Here is an 18,767-nt window from a genome sequence, read left to right as displayed (position 1 = left end):
TTGCTTGGCAAGAGCTCACTGGGAAAGAGGCGTCGCGTCTTCCTTGATGATGTCCGGCAGGTAGCGTCGGCGCTGTTGCGTGCGGAAGCGCCAGATCATCAGCACCGCCGCCGCCGTCAGGCCGATCACGAAACCGGCCCAGACACCTTCCGTCCGCCATCCCGCACCGAAGGCGAGCCAGACCGCCGACCCGGCGCCCAGGCCCCAATAGCTGACCCCGGCGATGACCATGGGAAGGGCCGTGTCGTTGAGGCCGCGCAGGGCCCCCGCCGCCACGGCCTGCAGGGCGTCGACGATCTGGAACATGGCGGCCAGCATCAACAGGGCGGCGGCAAGGCTCAGGACCTCGGCCGCGTCGGCGCGGGCGGTGTCCAGGAACAGGCCCGCGAAAGGTTCGGGAACGGTCACGATCACGCCGGTCATGACGATGGCGAACAGCACGCTGACGGCGATGGCCGACCACCCGGCGCGGTAGGCGCCGGCCATGTCCCGCCGCCCGGCGGCATGGCCGACGCGCACGGTCGCGGCCTGGCTTAACCCCATGGGCACCATGAAGGTGATGTGCGGCATCTGCATGGCGATCATATGGGCGGCGATGGCAACGGCGCCGAACTGGCCGATCACGAACACGGCGCCGATGAAAAACCCGGCCTCCATCACCGAAATCGCCGCGATCGGTGCGCCGATGCGGAAGATCTGGCGGAAGATGCGCCAGTCCGGCCGCCAGAAGCGGACGAACAACTGATACTTGTTGAACGGCCGCCGCCACTGAATGATCGCGGCCAGGGCAAGGACCATCAGGATGTTCACGGCCGTCGTGGCGATCCCGGCCCCCACCAGTTCCAGGCGCGGCAGGCCGAAATTACCGAAGATCAGGCCGTAATCCAAAAGCGCGTTGAGCGGCACGCCCCCCAGCATGACCCAAAGCGCCGCCATGGGCCGGCCCAGGGCGGAGACGAAGTTGCGCAGCACGGTAAAGACGATGCCGGCGGGCAGGCACCACATCAGGGTGCTCATATAGGCTTCGGCATGGGGCAGGGCTTCCGGCGGCTGGTCCGTCCAGGCGAGCAAGACACCCGCATGGGAAAAGGCCGCGACAAAGGGTGTCACCAACAGGATGGCGACCCATAGGCCCTGGCGGATGACGCGGCGGACGATCCGCGGTTGCCGCGCGCCGAAGGCCTGCGCGGCCAGCCCCGCCGTCGACATCGTCACGCCGACGCAGACGATATAGCCGATGAAAAAGATCATCATGCTCAAGGATGCGCCGGCCAGGGGCTCCGGCCCCAGATGGCCGATCATCGCCGTGTCCGTGGTCAGCATGGCGACCCAGGCGATCTGGGTCGCGACGATGGGGGCGGCCAGGCGGAACAGTTGCGCCAGTTCCGTGCGCCAGACGGCGGACAGTCGGGAAGGCTTTGCGGATGTGCCGGGGATGAGGGCGGTCATGGGTGAAATCCGTCGTTGGGTTTCGAAAACAGGAAATAGAAGACAAAAAAAGCGGACCCGAAGGTCCGCCCGAAACGTGGCCATTTCAAGAATGAGCCGCGCTAGGGCGTCTTGCTCCGGACAAGGGAGACCGGCAGGGCCGGGACAGGCGCATAGACGCCGCCGGAGATGCCGGTAATCACGGAGAAATGGGAAATGTGCTGGTCCATGGCGGGGCTTATAGCCCCACCGCCCTGCAAAGAAAAGTCGAAAGACGCTTTGTCATGCACCTGACGGGCGTATGGCCCAGTCGGTGAACGGGCTTGAATGCATCTTGAACTTTTCGTTCGGATCCATGAAATCGTGATAATGGACGACGACCCGGTCGTCCTCGATCAGCACCACGCAATAGGCCGGCGGCTCGAAACTCGCCGTCATTTCCTCGTTCACCATGTCGAGCCAAACCTGCTGGTTCAGACCGCGCAGGGTGGAATAGGGGATGCCCCGCCAGCTGCCGGAAATGGGCCGGTGGACATGGCCGAAGAACAGATGACGGATGCGCGCCTTGTGCGGTTCGATCACGGCTTGGAAGGCGTCCTTCTGCTGCAGACCGATGCGGTCCATGGCCGGGATGCCGACGTCGAAGGGCGGATGATGCATGAACAGGAACAGGTCCAGCCCCTTGGACGCGGCCAGGGTTTCGGCCAGCCATGTCTGGCGGTCTTCACAGAAATGTCCCGCCGACGTGCCCGCCAGCACCGTGTCAAGAAAGATGAACCGGCCCACGGGCGTGTCCAGGGTTGATTGAATAAATCCATTTTTATCAACAGGTTGATTTGGGAAATGGGCGCGCAGCACATCGCGGGCGTCGTGGTTCCCGGCCAAGACGTGGACCGGCATGGCAAGCGGCGCCAAGCCGTCGACAAGGTTCTGGAACGCCGCCGGTTCACCCCAATGGGTCAGATCCCCGGTCACCACCGCCATGGCGGCATCCCCGTGGTGGGCGTTTATGTCGGCCACGGCGGCATCCAGGGCAGGGCGCGGATCGCGACCATAGAGGGTTTTGCCCGGCGGGACGAAATGGGGGTCGGTCAGGTGGATGAATTTCATGGGAGGGTGGTCCTATTCCGCGTCGATAGCGGAACAAGAATAAGCAGATGTCCGGCCAGGTCGCCAGGGGGCAGGATGGAAAGCTGGAATTTGTTCAGTTTCATCTTAAAATACTGGCATAGACGGTTGTTTTTTTTGGTAAACAGCGCTACGCGTCATTAATCGTCGATTAACGCTCATCGGCGACAAGTATAACCAATAACGGGGAGGTCGGAGTTGCGGCCCTGCAATCGGTTTTGGGGACCGGGCGTGGGATCGCGGGGTATTGTAATGGGCAGGAAGGACGTCCTGGGGTGAAGGAACCGCATTCATTTTCGCGGGTCGCGCAACCGATTCGCAATTTTGCCCAGCGCTTCGCCTATGTCGGGCTGGTGGTGGCGGCGTTCGCCCTGATGATGCTTGCCAAAGTCGATACCATTCTGGTCGAACGCGTGCGGACACATATGACCGACGCCGTCGCCCCCATCCTGGACGTGCTGTCGCAGCCGCTCGACACGGTGAACCGCGGCGTCGCCGAGGTTCAGGCCATGAAGAACCTGTATGAAGAGAACACGCGGCTGCGCGAGGAGCGCACGCGGCTCATGCATTGGAAATCCGTCGCCGAGAAGCTGGAGGCGGAGAACCGGGTTCTCAAGGAACAGCTCAACGTCATTCCCGAGCGCGAGGCGAGTTTCGTCACCGCGCGGGTCATCGCTGATACGGGCGGCGCCTTTTCACAAAGCGTGATCGTCAACGCGGGGGCCCGCGACGGGGTCGAGAAAGGCCAGGCGGCGGTTACCGCCGATGGCCTGGTCGGCCGGGTCATCGACGTCGGTAGCCGGTCCGCCCGGGTGCTGCTGTTGACCGACATCAACGCGAAAATTCCGGTTCTTGTTGATCCCACCCGCACGCGCGCCATCATGGCAGGGGCCAACCTGGCGAAGCCGCGCCTGACCTGGCTGCCGCCGGGAGCGGTGGTGTCCGTGGGCGACAGCGTCGTCACCTCGGGCCATGCCGGCGTGTTTCCGCCGGGCCTCAGGGTCGGTCAGGTCGCCGCCGTCGGCGAGGGCGGACTGATCGTTCAGCCCTATGTCGACCTGACGCGCCTGGAATACGTGCGCATTCTCAATTTCGGTTCGGGCGGAATCCTGCAATTGCCGCAGCGTTCCATCGATGCCGACATGCATGGCAAGGAGCGGGGACGCCGTCCATGAGGCCGACTTTCTGGCAACGTCTGGATGCCTTCGCTCGCAACCTGACGCCGGTCGCGTTGACCTTGGTCCTGGTCATTCTCAATGTCGTACCGACCCATATTCCGGGCATCGCCCGGGTGCTGCCGGTGCTGCCGCTGATTTCCATATTCTACTGGTCGATCCATCGCCCGTACCTAGTACCAGCCCCCGCCGTGTTCCTGATCGGCCTGTTCCAGGACGGCCTGACAGGCGCACCCATGGGGCTGCATGCGCTGATCTTCCTGGCGGTGCAGGGGGTGGTGCTGTTTCAGCACAAGTTCTTCATGGGCAAATCGTTCTTCGTTCATTGGCTGGGCTTCGGGCTGGTCGGGGCCGGGGCGGCGGTGCTTAGCTGGGCCCTGCTGTCGGCTTTTCACGTTACCTTGTTCGCGGCCGACGCCATCGTTTTCCAATACATCATGACCGTTGCCGCTTTTCCACTGTTCGCGTTCATCTTCTCGCGCTGGCAGCAGGCATTTTTGAAACTGGATTGATCCGATGCATGGGGATCAAGAACGCCAAAAACTTTTCGCCCGCCGCACCGTGATGCTGGTGGGGGGTAAGCTGGCGCTTGTCTCCATGCTGGCCGGCCGGATGTATTACCTGCAGGTGGTCAAGGCCGAGCAATACAAGATGCTGGCCGATGAAAACCGCATCAGCCTGCGCCTGTTGGCGCCGCCGCGTGGGCGCATCGTCGACCGTTTCGGCATTCCGCTTGCCGATAACAAGCAGAACTACCGCGTCATGCTGGTGTCCGAGGACACCCGCGGGCTCGGCGTCGACGGGGCGCTCGACCTGCTGCATGACATCGTGCCGATGAGCATCGGCGAACGTCGGCGGGTCCTGAAGGAAGTCAGCCGTAACCGGTCCTTCGTGCCGGTGACGCTCCGCGAAAACCTGGAATGGGAAGAGGTCGCGCGGATCGAGGTCAACGCCCCCGACCTGCCCGGCGTGATGATCGATGAAGGGCAAAGCCGGTTCTATCCCTACGGCAAGAACCTGGCTCATGTCCTGGGCTATGTCTCGGCGGTGAGCGAGCGGGAAAAGACCGGCGACCGGCTGCTGGAACTGCCGGGGTTTCGCACGGGCAAGTCGGGGATCGAGAAGATCCATGACCTCAGTCTGCGCGGGTCCGGCGGCTCGTCCGAGGTCGAAGTCAACGCCTACGGCCGGGTGATCCGCGAACTGAACCGGCGCGAGGGCCTGCCCGGTGCGGAAATACGCATGACCATCGATGTCGGCCTGCAGCTTGCGGTCTCGAACCGTCTGTCCAAGGAGGTAAGCGCCTCAGCCGTGGTTCTCGACGTGCATTCCGGCGATGTGCTGGCCATGGTTTCCCACCCCAGTTTCGATCCCAACGATTTCAACCGGGGCCTGGGGGTCGAGGAATGGAGCCGGTTGATCAACAACCCGGCCGCACCCCTGTCCAACAAGGCGATCGCCGGGCGCTATTCGCCGGGATCGTGCTTCAAGATGCTGGTCGCCCTGACGGCGCTTGAGCGAGGCGTGATTTCGCCCACGGGCAAGATCTATTGCGAAGGGTTCATGGAACTGGGCGATACCAAGTTCCATTGCTGGAAGAAACACGGCCATGGCCTTGTCGATGTAACCAGCGCCATCGTTCAATCTTGCGACGTCTATTTCTACGAAGTCGCCCGCCGCGTTGGCATCGACCGCATCGCGGAAATGGCGGAGCGGTTCGGGCTTGGCGATGCGACCGGCCTGGACCTGCCCGGCGAAAAGCAGGGCCTGGTGCCGACCAAGGCCTGGAAGCGCGAGGCCCGGGACCAGTCTTGGCACCAGGGCGAAACGTTGCTGGCCGGGATCGGGCAGGGCTATGTCCTGGCCACGCCGCTGCAGCTTGCGGTGATGACGGCAAGGCTGGTTAACGGCGGCTTTGCCGTGTCGCCGCAATTGACCAAGTCGGTGAGCACGACCGGCGTGCATGCCGTGCCCGAACATCACGAATTCCCCCAGATCAATGTCAGTCAACGCAACCTGGCCCTGGTGCGCGACGCCATGACCCAAGTCGTCAATGCGCCCCACGGCACGGCCCGTGCGTCGGCGATTGACGATCCGCGCTATATCATGGGCGGCAAGACCGGCACGGTGCAGGTTCGCCGCATCACCAAGGCTGAACGCGAACAGGGTGTGGTCAAGAACAAGGACCTGCCCTGGGAAGAGCGCGACCATGCCTTGTTCGTCGGCTTCGCGCCAGCGGACAATCCCCGCTATGCCGTTGCCGTGGTGGTGGAGCACGGCGGTGGCGGGTCCAGCGTCGCGGCGCCCATTGCCCGCGATCTTCTGTTGACGGCCCAGCGCCGCCAATCGGCGCGCGACATTCCGATCAGCCAGACCAGCGGCAGTCAGGCCGCGCTTGATCTGCGCGGCACGGAAGACCGTGTCCGCCCCGTGCCGGATCAGGGGTAGGGGAAGAGAACGATGGCTGTGCGTGAAGACGCCCTGAACCCCCCCAGCTTCACCCTGCGGCAAAAGCTGTGGCAGATGCACTGGCTGTTGATTCTGCTGTTGGCGGCGACGGCCTCGGTCGGTTTCGCCATGCTGTATTCGGCGGCGGGGGGCAATTTCGAACCCTGGGCGTCGCGCCAGATGATGCGCTTTGGCGTCGGCATGGTCGTGCTGATCACCGTGGCCCTGATCGACATCCGGTTATGGCTGAAATACGCTTATGTGTTTTATCTGGGGACGGTGGCGCTTCTCGTCGCCGTGGAATTCATGGGGGAGGTCGGCAAGGGGGCGCAACGCTGGCTTGATCTCGGCTATTTCGGCCTGCAGCCCTCGGAACTGATGAAGATTGCCCTGGTGCTGGCGTTGGCGCGCTATTTCCACGGCACCTCGATCGAGGACGTGCGTCGTATTCCCCACCTGTTCGTCCCGGTCCTGCTGATCGCGGTGCCGGCAGCCCTGGTCCTCCGCCAGCCGGATTTGGGCACGGCGTTGATGCTGGTCATCACGGGGGCGGTGATCTTTTTCGCCGCCGGGGTGCGGATCTGGAAATTCGTGCTGGTCGGCATTGTTACCGTTGCGGCGGCGCCCATCGCCTGGGGGTTCCTGCGCGATTATCAGAAACAGCGCGTGCTGACCTTCCTCAACCCGGAAAATGACCCGCTTGGGTCCGGCTATCACATCATCCAGTCGAAAATCGCCTTCGGGTCCGGGGGGCTGTTCGGCAAAGGGTTCCTGCAGGGCACGCAAAGCCATCTCAACTTCTTGCCGGAAATGCAGACCGACTTCATCTTCACGATGCTGGCCGAGGAATTCGGCATGGCGGGCGGGCTGGCGTTGCTCGGCCTTTATGTGGTGATCCTGATTTACGGGCTGGCCATCAGCGTGCGTTGTCGCACCCAGTTCGGCCGCCTGGTCGGCATCGGCGTGACGGCGACCTTCTTTCTTTACGTCTTCATCAACATGGCCATGGTCATGGGCCTGGTGCCCGTGGTCGGTGTGCCGCTGCCGCTGATTTCCTATGGCGGCACGGCGATGCTGACCCTGTTGTTCGGCTTCGGGCTCTTGATGGGGACCTGGATTCACCGTGATGTCATGGTCGGCCGACGCGGCATCGGCGACGACGTTTAGGGCCGCGCCGCCGCGCCATTCCGCGCTTTCCGACAAATCCGGCCCAAGGGCGTCACTTCGCCTCGACAAAGGCAGCCAACCTTGCTAAAACCCCGCCCTCCATACGTGGTGCGGGCTGTTAGCTCAGTTGGTAGAGCAGCTGACTCTTAATCAGCGGGTCGTAGGTTCGAATCCTACACAGCCCACCATTCCCCCCACCTTAGATCACTTTTTGCCGGCGGCCTTTAGGGCCTGTTCGCGGTAGGCCTGGATGCGGGCCTTCAGCCCAGGGACCGAGGCCGTGCGGGCGATGTCGGCCATGTCGGCGTCGCGCGTATCCGTTGCCGTCACGCGGAACAGGTCGGCCGTCGCCTGGGGGCTGAGAACCTGTGCCGACGCGGCGGCGCCCTTGATGGCCTGCGGCCAGTCGTCCCCATCGATCATGTCCGTGGCGAAGCCCAGGCGCAGTGCCTCGGCGGCGTCGAAGGTCAAGCCGGAGTTCTGAATATGGCGGGCCGCGTCCTCGCCGACGCGGACCTTGAGTCGCCGGGTGCCGAGCACGATGCCGAAGCCGAGCCCCGGCATGCGGAACGAGGTCTTTGGAGTGGCGATGCGCCGGCTACAGGCGCAGAACAGATCGGCGCCCGCGCCGAACACCCGGCCATGGGCCAGCGCCAGGGTCGGGAACGGTGCGTGATAGACGGCCTGCAACAAGGTTTCGATGCGAAGCAGGCGATGAACCAGATCGCCGTCCGTGACGCTGTCCAGATCCGACAGATCGAAGCCGGAGCAGAAGCTTTTACCCTCACCGCGCAGGATGACCAACCGCGTGCCGTCGCTGGCCGCCGTCGCCATGGCCGCAAGCAGGTCTTCGACCAGATCGGGGCCCAGGGCGTTCGCCTTATCGGTCCGGTTCATGGTGATGTCGGTGGTGCCGTCCTGCTTGGCAATGATCAGGGTCTGGGTCATGTCGTCGTCCTTGCGATTCTGATGGGCAGGCCGATCAGTTCGCAGATTTGTCGCATCCGGTCCACCCTTTCCTTATTCCTTAAGCGGATCGGCGGGGTCATGGCCCCGCCCGGGTTGAAATCCGGCTGCGCAATCCCTATGTCAATGCTTAAGGCCCAAGGTCGCGCCCGTCGGCGCCGGCGGAAGGCCGTTGAATCATGGCTGATATTCCCCCCGACATATTCCCCGATAATGCCGCCCGGCGGCATCAGGTTCCGGTCGAGCCCCCGGTGACGGGGACGGAAGACGGAAACCCCCGCCGTGTCGGCGTCGAGATCGAGTTCGCCGGCTTGGATGTGCCGGCCGCAGCGAATCTTGTGCAGGACCGGTTCGGCGGCGACATATCCCGGGAAGGCCCCCATCGTCTGATCGTCGGGGAAACAGAATTCGGTGATTTCGTCATCGAACTGGATGCCCAGGCCGTTCACAAGGACGCACAGGCCAAGGAAGGGGCGGAGACAACACTTCTGCCCGAGGAACTGGATGCCGCCGCCCGCGAGGCGCTGGGCAAGGCGGTGGCCGGGATCGTTCCGGTCGAAATTGTCACGCCGCCCATGCCTTGGTCAGATTTGGGTCGTCTTGCGGCGGTCACAGATGACCTGCGTCGGGCCGGTGCCAAAGGCACGGACGACAGCCTGCTGTACGCCTTCGGCCTGCATCTCAACCCGGAACTTCCGGCGACCGACGCCGGTTCAATCCTGTGCCATCTCAAGGCCTACGTCATCTTGGCCGATTGGCTGCGCGAACGGGTTGCGACCGACCTCACGCGCCGCCTGATGCCGCATGCGGATCCGTTCCCCAGGGACTACGTCCTGCTGCTGTTGGATCCGGAATATGCCCCGGACCTAGACAGGCTGATCGCCGACTACCTGAATCATAATCCCACGCGAAACCGCGAACTGGACATGCTGCCTTTGTTTCGCCACCTGGACGAGGACGCGGTCATCACGCGGCTGGACAGTGACCTGATCAAGGCGCGCCCGACGTTTCATTATCGGCTTCCCGATTGCGCCCTGGGCGATCCGTCCTGGTCCCCCATCGTCGAATGGAACCGCTGGGTCCGGGTCGAGCAACTGGCCGCTGATCGGGACGGTCTGGCGCAGCTTGGCGCGGCCCTACGCGATAATCTTCGGCGTCCGGCGGCCGAACGTTGGTTGGACGAACTGCAAAGCTGGCTCCAGGGATGACGGTACGGCCCCGCATCGGCGTCACGGTTTCCGACCGTGGCGCCACGTTGACTTGGCTTGCCCATTGGTTGGCGGTCCGGCGCGCCGGGGGCTGCCCCGTGCGCCTGTCGGCGGGTGGCCGGACGGATACGACGGGCCTCGACGGGGTGGTGATCGGCGGTGGCGACGACATCGGGGCCGAGATGTACGGCGGCGAGGTGACGCTCGACCTGCGCATTGATCCGGACCGTGACCGGATGGAGCGGCGGGCATTGGATTGGGCGCTGCATGCGGATGTGCCGGTTCTGGGGGTGTGCCGGGGTGCTCAGATGATCAACATCCACCTAGGCGGAACGCTGCACCAGGATATGTATGCCGCCTACCGGGGGCTGCCGCGTCTGCGCACGCCTCTGGCGCGAAAGCGGATCACCCTGGTGCCGGAAAGCCGCCTAGCGCGCCTGATGGGCGGGAGGCGGGTCGCCGTCAACAGTCTGCACCATCAGGCGGTTGATCGACTTGGCAGGGGGCTTCGGGTCGCGGCGCGGGATGCCCATCGGGTCGTGCAGGCGCTTGAACATCCGGCGGCCGGTTTCCTGGTGGGCGTGCAGTGGCATCCGGAGTTCCTGGTGTTCCGCCGCCGCCACCAGGGGCTGTACCGTGGATTGGTCCGCGCCGCGCGGGAATAGAGGAACATCGGCAGGCCATGAAAGAAAGTTTGGGTAGGTGTAATAAAAAGTATTGAGAATGACTCTCATTCTCATTATTTAGGTCAATGAGGAGACGCACTCATGACCGACCTGACACCCAAGAGGAACCTGTTGAACGCCGGTGAGGGACTTGTCCTTCTGGCAATCCGGGCGTGGCGGGGGTGCACCCCGGAAAGCACGCGTTCCGAAGGGCCGGGCCGGGACGGCTCGGCAAGGGCCGAGGCCCAAAATGTTCCCTCTGCCCTTGCCGACGCCGTCGGTGCCTTTCTCGACACATTGTGGCGCAACGATCCCTTCATCGTTCGCTTCAACTCGATCGCCAACAACGGCCTGACCCTGTTCGAACTGCAGGCCATTTATGCCCTTGCCGAATGGCGCAAGGGCAATCACCGCACGGTCCACGAACTGCTGGCCTGGTGGTTCCCCGATACCCAGATCGCCCATGGCCGCGCGCTGTTGACCGAAGTGTCCGAGGTGCTTGACGACCTGGGCATCGAATTCCAGCCCAGTAAGTGGGTGCATGCCCATTTCCTGGGGCCGCGGCCCCGTCGAGACAGTCCCGGTTCGGTCATTCCGACCGGCACGCGCCTGGCGCCCCCGGGCGTCCTCTGGGCCGCCAGACGGTCGTACCGGACCCTGCACTAACCAACCCCATCCCATACTGAAAAAGAGGCAAAACATGGCCGACACGCCATTGGTTGAATTCGACGACCTGCATGTGACCTTCCCCACAAGCGGCAAGCCTGTGGAGGCCGTGCGCGGCGTTTCCTATACCATCATGCCCGGTGAGACCGTGGGCGTGGTTGGTGAGTCCGGATCGGGCAAGTCGGTCACCGCCATGTCGCTGTTGCGTCTGAACGAGATGATCGGCGCCTACGTGCCCAAGGGCCGTATCCACTTCAGCAGCCGCGACCACGGTCGCATCGACCTGGCCCAGGCGGCAGATGATGTGGTGCGGGGCATCCGCGGCAAGGAAATCTCCATGATCTTTCAGGAGCCCATGACCTGCCTGAATCCGGTGCTTAGTTTGCGCACGCAGTTGACAGAACCCTTGTTCCAACATCAGAACCTGGACCCGGCCGAGGCCGAGGAAAAGATCGTCCGGCTTCTTTCCCGGGTGCGCATTCCCGACCCCCTGGGCAAGTTGGCGCTGTACCCGCACCATCTTTCCGGCGGGATGCGACAGCGCGTGATGATCGCCATGGCCCTGGCCTGTGAGCCGGCGCTGCTGATCGCCGACGAGCCGACGACGGCCCTGGACGTGACGATCCAGGCGCAGATCCTGGACCTGATCAAGGACATCCAGGAAGAGTTCGGCATGTCCGTCATGTTCATCACCCACGACATGGCGGTGATCGCGGAAATGGCCGATCGGGTGGTCGTCATGTATCAGGGCCAAGTGGTCGAACAAGGACCGGTGGACCAGATCTTCCACGACCCCCAGCACCCCTATACCCGCAAGCTGATCAATGCGGTACCCCGTATCGGCAGCATGACCGGCAAACCCGCGCCGGAAAAATTCCCCGCCATCGCCGGCTGATCCCGGCCCGGTTCCAAGAAAATCTATAAGCGATTGGGTGCAGACAACATGAACGAGATTTCAAATCCTGACTTCCTTTTGGAAGTCGATAACCTGACAACCTATTTCGACATCAAGGAAGGGCTCATGCGGCGGCCCATTGCCCGTGTCCATGCGGTCGAGGGCGTGTCCTTCAAGGTCAGGGCCGGGGAGACCCTGAGCATCGTCGGCGAAAGTGGCTGCGGCAAGACGACCACGGGCCGCACCATCATCGGTTTGGAAACGGCAACCTCGGGCGACGTCATCTTTCAGGGTCAGTCCATGGCGTCACACCGGGGCGGAGACCGACGGGATTTCTACACCAAGGTCCAGATGATCTTTCAGGATCCCTATTCGTCGCTCAACCCGCGCATGTCCGTACGCGACATTCTGGCCGAGCCGCTCAGCGTTCATAATCTCGTGCCGCGGGCCGGCATCGACGCGCGGGTCGCCGACCTGTTGCGCAAGGTCAACCTGCCCGCCGATTTCGCGTCACGCTATCCCCATGAATTTTCCGGTGGCCAGCGCCAGCGCATTTCCATCGCCCGTGCCTTGGCCATGGATCCAAAACTGATCATCTGTGACGAGGCCGTGTCGGCCCTGGACGTCACCATCAAGGCCCAGGTCATCAATCTGCTGATGGATCTGCAAAACGAACTGGGTTTGTCCTATCTGTTCATCAGCCACGACATGGCGGTGGTGGAGCGGATCAGTCACCGGGTCGCCGTCATGTATCTGGGGCAGATTGTTGAAATCGGCAGCCGTGAGGACATTTTTGAAGACCCCCGGCACCCCTATACGAAAAAGCTGCTGTCCGCAGTGCCGGTGGCCGACCCCAGATTGCGTCGCAAGGAACGCAAGCTGATGGTCGACGAAATCCCCAGCCCGGTAAAGCCGATGGACTATAGTCCGGAATTGGTTTCTTTCGACGAGGTGTCACCAGGCCACATGGTGGCGCGGGCGTAAGGCAGACGATGTGGGTGCGGCGTCCGGCCGCGCGGTTGTGGCCTTGAACGCGCTGTCAGGCCGCGCGGCTTTGGATTGACTGTTCGATCCGTTCGCGCAGCAGGTTGACCGTGGCGGGCTTTGTCACAAAGCCGTCGGCGCCGAGGGCACGGGCCTTGGCCACCAGTTCGTGGCGGCCATGGCTGGTCAGGAAGATCACCGGCGTGTCGCGGATGGTTCTATCCATGCTGTCACGCAATTCCTTGAGGAACGTCAGGCCGTCCATAGGCCGCATCTCGATGTCGCAGAGCACGACATGCGGCCGAACGCCGGTCATCGCATGCAGGCCGGCCTGGCCGTCGGCGGCGGTTTCGATCCGACCAAAGCCGATCTGTTCCATCATCTTGCGGACGATGTTCACCACGAATTCCTGATCGTCGATGATCAACGCGGTCATGTCGGCGAAAGCTGTGTCGCTCAAGACCTTATGCCTCCGTATGTCTTTGCCGTGGTTACGTCTTTGTTGCAGAGCGTGTCCGCGCCGGTGCGGCCAAATGAAACGGGTATGAAATTTGCACTCTCTTTAATGGTAACACGGCTGCCGGTTGTGGCAATGGCGTTTCGTTCTGCGGAACGGCGATTGGTGATGTCCTGGGTCAAAAATCCGTAAACCAGAGAGCGATGGATCAGGAAATGGAACGACGGTCATGCCCGGCGACCGCCTGGGAGACGACGGCAAGTTCGGGTTCGATGCGCCGTGAATATTCCGCCGCACGGGAGGTGTCGCCGGCGCATAGGAACAGTTCGATCTGTTCGCACAAATTAGCGAAGCGCACCGCCCCGGCAAGGCGTGACGTGCCCTTGGCCGCGTGCGCGGCTTCGCGGGCGCGGACGAAATCCCTATCTTCAAAAGCATCAAGCATGTCATCGACCAGCCGGCGCGCATTGCGGATATAATCTTCAAGCAAGGGGGCGACCATGGTCTCGTCACCGCCGACGGCATCATGGATGTAGCGCAGATCCAGGATCGCATCATCGCCGAAAGGTCCGTTGCGCGGGGTGGTGTGATCATCGGTCACGGCCGGTCGGCGCAGTTGCACCGCCTTGGGCAGCCAGCGTTGGATCATCTCGTTCAAAGTGGCGCGATCCACGGGCTTGGGCAGATAATCATCCATCCCGGCGGCACGGCATCGCTCCTTGGTGCCGATCAGGGCATCTGCGGTCAGGGCGATGATCGGCATATGCGGCCGCTCGTTAGTGCGTTCCAGCGTGCGGACCTTTTCCGCAAGCTCGTAACCATCCATTTCCGGCATGTGGCAATCGGTGATCAGCATGCCGTAGGGTTGACGGCGGATGCGGGTCCAGGCGTCGTTGCCATTGTTCACCGTTTCGACGGCGATACCCAGGCGCTCGAGCATCATGCAGATGACCTTGCAGTTGACCGGGTTGTCCTCGGCAAACAGGACAAGGGCTCCTTCGGCACGGGCAATCTCTGTATCCGGTGTGACGTAAAGCGGCAGCGCCGCGGTGTCCGCGATCCGACGTACCGGGGTGCCAATCCCGGGGAGGTTGAGCCCCAAGGCCATCGCCGCCGCATTCCAGATCATCGCGCGCTGAACGGGTTTCGGCACGAACATGTACTGTCCGGCAAGGCGGTCCGAGGCGATGGACAGAATGTCGCCTCGCGGCATGAGGATGATCGTTCGCGGCGAAATCGGGTCGCCCGCCTTTTCCCGCGCGGCGACGAACCGGCTGACGCCTTCTGCGCCGCGGTCGTGATCGACAATCAGAAGGTCGAACTGATCACCCAACATCTTGTCGCCGGATGCCATGCGGTTCAAGGCGCGCAGGCTGGGAATGATGTCGGTATGCGCACCCAGGTGGCGCAGGTAGGTGTCGATGCATTCAGCGGTGCCCGGATCACCGGCGAGGATGCCGATATGATGTCCGGCGAACGGACGACCGATGACGGCGGTCGGGTCGCGGCTCGGCAACATGGAAATCCGGAACCAGAAGGTGGCGCCGCGTCCCTCGCGGCTGTCGGCGCCGATTTCGCCGCCCAGCATATCGACCAGGGCGCGGCAGATGGACAGACCCAGTCCCGTGCCGCCGAACCGCCGCATGGTCGAACTGTCACCCTGTTCAAAGGGCTGGAACAGCTTGCGCTTGTTTTCTTCGGAAATGCCGATGCCTGTGTCGTGAACCCGGAACAGGAATTGGGAACCGCCATCTTCCGCCGTCTCCGCGCGCACGTCGATGTCGATGCGGCCGTTGTCCGTGAACTTGACCGCGTTACCGACCAGATTGAGAAGGATCTGGCGCAGCCGGGTCGGGTCGCCGATCAACTCGTCCGGTATGGTCGGATCGATAAACACGCCGAGACGGTTGCGTTTTTCCTCGGCTCGGGGGGCCAAAAGGTCGGCGACGCCCTCGACCAGATCGCTGAGCCTGAACGGGCTGAGGTCCAGTTCCAGCCGCCCGGCCTCGATCTTCGAGAAGTCCAGGATGTCGTCGATGATGCTCATCAGCGTGCGGCATGAATCCTGGATGATGGTCAGCATGCCGCGCTGGGTGCTGCTGAGGGCCGTATCGTGCACCATTTCCGCGACGCCCATGATGCCGTTCATGGGGGTGCGGATTTCATGGCTCATGTTGGCGAGGAAGATCGATTTTGCCTTGTTGGCGCTTTCTGCCGTGTCGCGGGCCTCGCGCAGGCGTTCCTCGAACTGCACGCTTTCGGTGATGTCCACATGGATGCCGACGATGCCGCCGTCGGGCAGCCAGCCACGCCGGGTTTCGACCGTCCGTCCATTCTTGAGATGACGGCGGATGATGAGGTTTTCTTGTTTCCGAATGCCGGAAACATGCCGTTCCACGATTTCGTCCGGTGTGTCTTGGTCGCCGTAGTCACCGCGTTCCGCAAGGAACCGCAAGGCGTTCTCGAGGCTGGCGCCTTCTTGCACGAGGCCCGGGGGGAAATCGAACAGATTGATGTAATGGTCGTTGTAGGTGACGAACCGAAGATCGGAATCAAGCACCACAATCCCGTTGTTCATGGCGCGGACGGCGGTGTCGAACAGTTCGGTCTTTTGTTTCAGGTCGGCTTCGATGGTTTTCAGTTCGGTAATGTCCGTCGCGGTAACCGTGATACCTCCGTCGGACGTGCGGCTCTCGCGCAACAGGAACCAGCGACCGTCCGTGAACTCGCGGATGATCGGCGGTCCCGGGTTGCGATGCTCTGATATGCGCTGGGCGACAAATTCCTCGACGCGTCCCTGGGCGTCAGCGATGCGCGGCAGGCTGGCGCGCAGGATATCCTCGAACGTTCCACCTTGTTCGAGGATTTCTTCTGCCCGGGGATGGGTGTCGGCGTAGCGCGAGTTCATCAGGACAAGACGGTCATCGGCGTCGAAAAGGGCGAAGCCTTCCTGTAGGCTTTCCAGGGCGCCACGCAATCTGGTCTCGCTCTCCTGTACGGCCAGTTCGGCGCGTCGGCGTTCCTCGACCTCGCGAGTCAGTTCCTGGGTGCGTTCTTCGACCCGCTTTTCAAGGTCGTCACGGGCCTGACGCAGGGCGTTCTCCGTCCTCAGTCGCTCGCTGATATCGCGGGAGTAGGCGAAGATGTATTCATGACCTTCATGGTCGATGAAGGTCGAGGTGGTTTCGACGGGGAAGACCGTGCCGTCCTTGCGGCGGTGTTCACCAAACGATACGCGGTGACCGTGGATTTTCAGATAATCCCACCGTTCCTTCCATTTGCCGCCGGCACGGGCCGGATTGATATCGGACACGGCCATGTTCAACAGTTCTTCGCGGCCGTAGCCGAGCGCACGGCAGGATGCATCGTTGACATAGATGAACCGTCCGTCCGGATCGACGGCGAAGAAGGGGTCGTTGGCCTCCTGCATCGCCGATTCCAGAAGATAGAGTTGCTGCATCGCATTGCGGTTTTTGGTCACGTCGAACAGCACGGTGCAGACCGCCGGCCCGTCGCCCCAGTCGATCAGGAACGACCGGTTGTTCAGCCAGACCTCAGTCCCGTCCTTGCGGATGCCACGGTAGATATAATCGCTGGGCGCGTTTTGGCCCTGCATGCGGGCCAGGTCATAGCCACGGATGCGGGCGACTTCCTCGGGCGCCAGGGTGATTTCCAGGCTGCCCTGCTGCAGGAATTCGTTATGGCTTTCGAAGCCGAAGATGTGCAGGAACGCCGGGTTGACGTAAAGCGGATAGAACCCGCGGTGAACGACGATCCCCTGGTTGGCCTCTTCGGTCAGGGTGCGGAACCGGCGTTCGCTTTCGATCAGCGCCTGTTCGCGGGCCAGGCGGCGGGAAATGTCCTGGGCGAAGGCGAACAGGAATTCCTCGCCTGCGTACTCCATGACCGTCGCCCGAACCTCGACCGGTACGGCGGAACCGTCTTTTCGTCGATGACGGGTATCAAAGCGGATCTGGCCGCCGCGTTTGAGTTCTTCCCAGAAAGTGTCCCAGTCCTTGTCCGGCGGCGGGCCGTCGCTGAAATCGGGAAACGACATGCGCAGCAGTTCCTTCTGGGTATAGCCCAGATGCCTGCAGGTGGCGTCGTTGACATATAAAATGCGTTGGTCGCGGCGCAGCCAGAACAGGGCCTCGCCCGAATGGGACAGCGAGAATTCCGTGAACTTCAGGGTTTCTTGTGCCGCTTCCTTGTCGGCGATTTCCCGTTGCAGCTCGTAAGTCCGCTCCTCGACCCGCTGCTCAAGCTCCGACTGGTGACGCTCCAGGGCCTGCTCGAATGCGGCGCGCTCGGTCAGAAGGTCGTTGATCTCGCGGCTGACCAGTGCGAATTCGTCCTTGCCGCTGGTTGGGATCGTCTTGGTCAGGTCGCCGGACGCGCGAATGTCCAGAAGCTCACGCTTCAGGTTCGCAAAAGGATGCACGATCAACCGGCGCATCAGGAAAAGGATCACGGCGATGACGGTCAATGAGGCCAGAATTGCCATGATGCTCGCGGTGCGAACGGTGTCGGCACCCAGTCCATGGATCGTTGACCATGCGGTGATGGAATAGAGCGCCGCCGGGTATCCGAATAAATCACGCTGCACCAGAAGTGCGGTCCATGATCCGTCGGCCGATCGTTCGATGACCGGTTCATCCAGGGCGAGGATATGGTTGACCGTCTCACGTTGACCGGAGGACAGACCCTGGGTGATCGGCGTCATTTCCAGGGCATTGTTCATCTGTCCGGAAATGCGTGACACCGCCGCCTTGTCCATCAGACGTCCGATGATCACCGTGCCAGCCGCGGGCGGAACACCCCGTTTGCCCAACAGGGGGGCGGCGGTCGTCAAAATCGGGCCGTTGTCCGTGGCGATGGTGCCGCGGATATGGCCGACGCCCCGATTATGGGCGAGCAGCGGATGGTCTTCGGGGAAATCGTCGTGTTCCAGGTTGTCGACATGGATGGCGCCGCCCGTCTGGCGGTTGCGAAAACGCTTCAACACCACCCGGCCGTGGCGGTTGACGACGATCACCATGTCGAGGGCGAGGGTGTCGAGAACGGTGTTCGATAGCTTCTGCTTGGCAAAGGCGGGGTCGCCGGTCTGGGCAAACTCGGCAAGGTCGTCCCATTGCGCCCAGTTCGAGGCGACGGGGTCCAGGCTTTTTACTTCGTCATCGACGATTGCCATGGTGCGCCCGATCTCACGCCGGGTTTCCTGGTTTTCAAGTTTGCGGAAACCTTCCAGAACGACGCGGTCGAGCACGATCAGGTCGCCGAGCAATAATCCGCCCAGGACCACCACCAGAACAGTAATTATCTTGGTCTGGATCGACATTTTAGCGGCCTCTGAACCTTCTCCCTTCGGCCAGCCTCCGCTTCTGCGATGGCTGGGGACATTTTGGCACGAATTGGTGGAAGATCACAAACATCGTCATCGTTGGCGAAGGGGCGGCTGATCGCGGCGGTGGTCACCAAACCGTCACAAAATCGCAAGCATTGGGTCATCGACGATCCCTTAGATACACACCACTTGCGGTGCGCGCATCCGCATTGTCGCCGTTCAGCAGGATGGCCCGC

Annotated in this window: 12 protein-coding genes, 1 tRNA gene and 1 pseudogene; 9 read left to right on the top strand and 5 right to left on the bottom strand. The window is 62.5% G+C overall.

Annotated features, from left to right (window positions below):
- Window positions 1–15: 15 nt before the first annotated feature.
- Window positions 16–1,449, bottom strand: coding sequence for an MATE family efflux transporter (locus KFF05_13720; protein ID UTW50974.1), 1,434 nt, complete (start codon window positions 1,447–1,449; stop codon window positions 16–18).
- Window positions 1,450–1,710: 261 nt separating this feature from the next.
- Window positions 1,711–2,538, bottom strand: a complete 828-nt coding sequence (locus KFF05_13715; GenBank protein ID UTW50973.1) for a phosphodiesterase — start codon at window positions 2,536–2,538, stop codon at window positions 1,711–1,713.
- Window positions 2,539–2,831: 293 nt separating this feature from the next.
- Between KFF05_13715 and mreC the strand changes: the two genes are divergently transcribed.
- The 5 genes from mreC (at window position 2,832) to KFF05_13690 (ending at window position 7,534) form a co-directional block, all read left to right on the top strand.
- A complete protein-coding gene (gene mreC, locus KFF05_13710) occupies window positions 2,832–3,731 on the top strand; it encodes a rod shape-determining protein MreC (GenBank protein UTW50972.1) in 900 nt (299 codons plus the stop codon).
- Entirely contained in the window at window positions 3,728–4,243 is a 516-nt protein-coding gene (gene mreD / locus KFF05_13705; GenBank protein ID UTW50971.1) for a rod shape-determining protein MreD, read from the top strand. The genes mreC and mreD overlap by 4 nt, the downstream gene beginning before the upstream one ends.
- Window positions 4,244–4,247: 4 nt before the next feature.
- Window positions 4,248–6,179 carry a penicillin-binding protein 2 gene (mrdA, locus tag KFF05_13700; protein UTW50970.1) on the top strand — a complete coding sequence of 644 codons (1,932 nt, stop codon included), beginning with the start codon at window positions 4,248–4,250 and terminating at the stop codon, window positions 6,177–6,179.
- Between the two features lie 12 nt (window positions 6,180–6,191).
- Window positions 6,192–7,346 carry a rod shape-determining protein RodA gene (rodA, locus tag KFF05_13695; protein UTW50969.1) on the top strand — a complete coding sequence of 385 codons (1,155 nt, stop codon included), beginning with the start codon at window positions 6,192–6,194 and terminating at the stop codon, window positions 7,344–7,346.
- Between the two features lie 112 nt (window positions 7,347–7,458).
- Window positions 7,459–7,534 (top strand) — tRNA-Lys (locus KFF05_13690).
- A gap of 16 nt (window positions 7,535–7,550) precedes the next feature.
- Here KFF05_13690 and KFF05_13685 read toward each other — a convergent pair.
- Window positions 7,551–8,294 (bottom strand): enoyl-CoA hydratase/isomerase family protein, encoded by a 744-nt coding sequence (locus KFF05_13685; GenBank protein ID UTW50968.1) that lies wholly within the window; start codon window positions 8,292–8,294, stop codon window positions 7,551–7,553.
- A gap of 197 nt (window positions 8,295–8,491) precedes the next feature.
- On the opposite strand from KFF05_13685, the gene KFF05_13680 reads away from it, so the two are divergent.
- The 4 genes and pseudogenes from KFF05_13680 (at window position 8,492) to KFF05_13665 (ending at window position 12,730) form a co-directional block, all read left to right on the top strand.
- Window positions 8,492–9,520, top strand: a complete 1,029-nt coding sequence (locus tag KFF05_13680; GenBank protein UTW50967.1) for an amidoligase family protein — start codon at window positions 8,492–8,494, stop codon at window positions 9,518–9,520.
- Window positions 9,517–10,185, top strand: a complete 669-nt coding sequence (locus KFF05_13675) for a type 1 glutamine amidotransferase (protein ID UTW50966.1) — start codon at window positions 9,517–9,519, stop codon at window positions 10,183–10,185. Before KFF05_13680 ends, KFF05_13675 begins: the two co-directional genes overlap by 4 nt.
- A gap of 102 nt (window positions 10,186–10,287) precedes the next feature.
- The gene (locus tag KFF05_13670; GenBank protein ID UTW50965.1) at window positions 10,288–10,851 is read left to right on the top strand and encodes a hypothetical protein; all 564 of its coding nucleotides are present in this window, start codon (window positions 10,288–10,290) and stop codon (window positions 10,849–10,851) included.
- A 34-nt stretch (window positions 10,852–10,885) separates the two neighbouring features.
- Window positions 10,886–12,730 (top strand): annotated as a pseudogene (locus KFF05_13665) (ABC transporter ATP-binding protein).
- Window positions 12,731–12,785: 55 nt separating this feature from the next.
- Here KFF05_13665 and KFF05_13660 read toward each other — a convergent pair.
- Together KFF05_13660 and KFF05_13655 are read right to left on the bottom strand one after the other, a co-directional pair.
- The gene (locus tag KFF05_13660) at window positions 12,786–13,190 is read right to left on the bottom strand and encodes a response regulator (GenBank protein ID UTW50964.1); all 405 of its coding nucleotides are present in this window, start codon (window positions 13,188–13,190) and stop codon (window positions 12,786–12,788) included.
- A 205-nt stretch (window positions 13,191–13,395) separates the two neighbouring features.
- Window positions 13,396–18,525, bottom strand: coding sequence for a PAS domain S-box protein (locus KFF05_13655; protein UTW50963.1), 5,130 nt, complete (start codon window positions 18,523–18,525; stop codon window positions 13,396–13,398).
- Window positions 18,526–18,767 lie beyond the last annotated feature (242 nt).

This window comes from bacterium SCSIO 12827 (assembly GCA_024397995.1).
Taxonomy (GTDB): Bacteria; Pseudomonadota; Alphaproteobacteria; order Rhodospirillales; family Casp-alpha2; genus UBA1479.
Note: the sequence above shows the minus strand (reverse complement) of the source record. Positions and strands in the feature narration are given on the sequence as shown.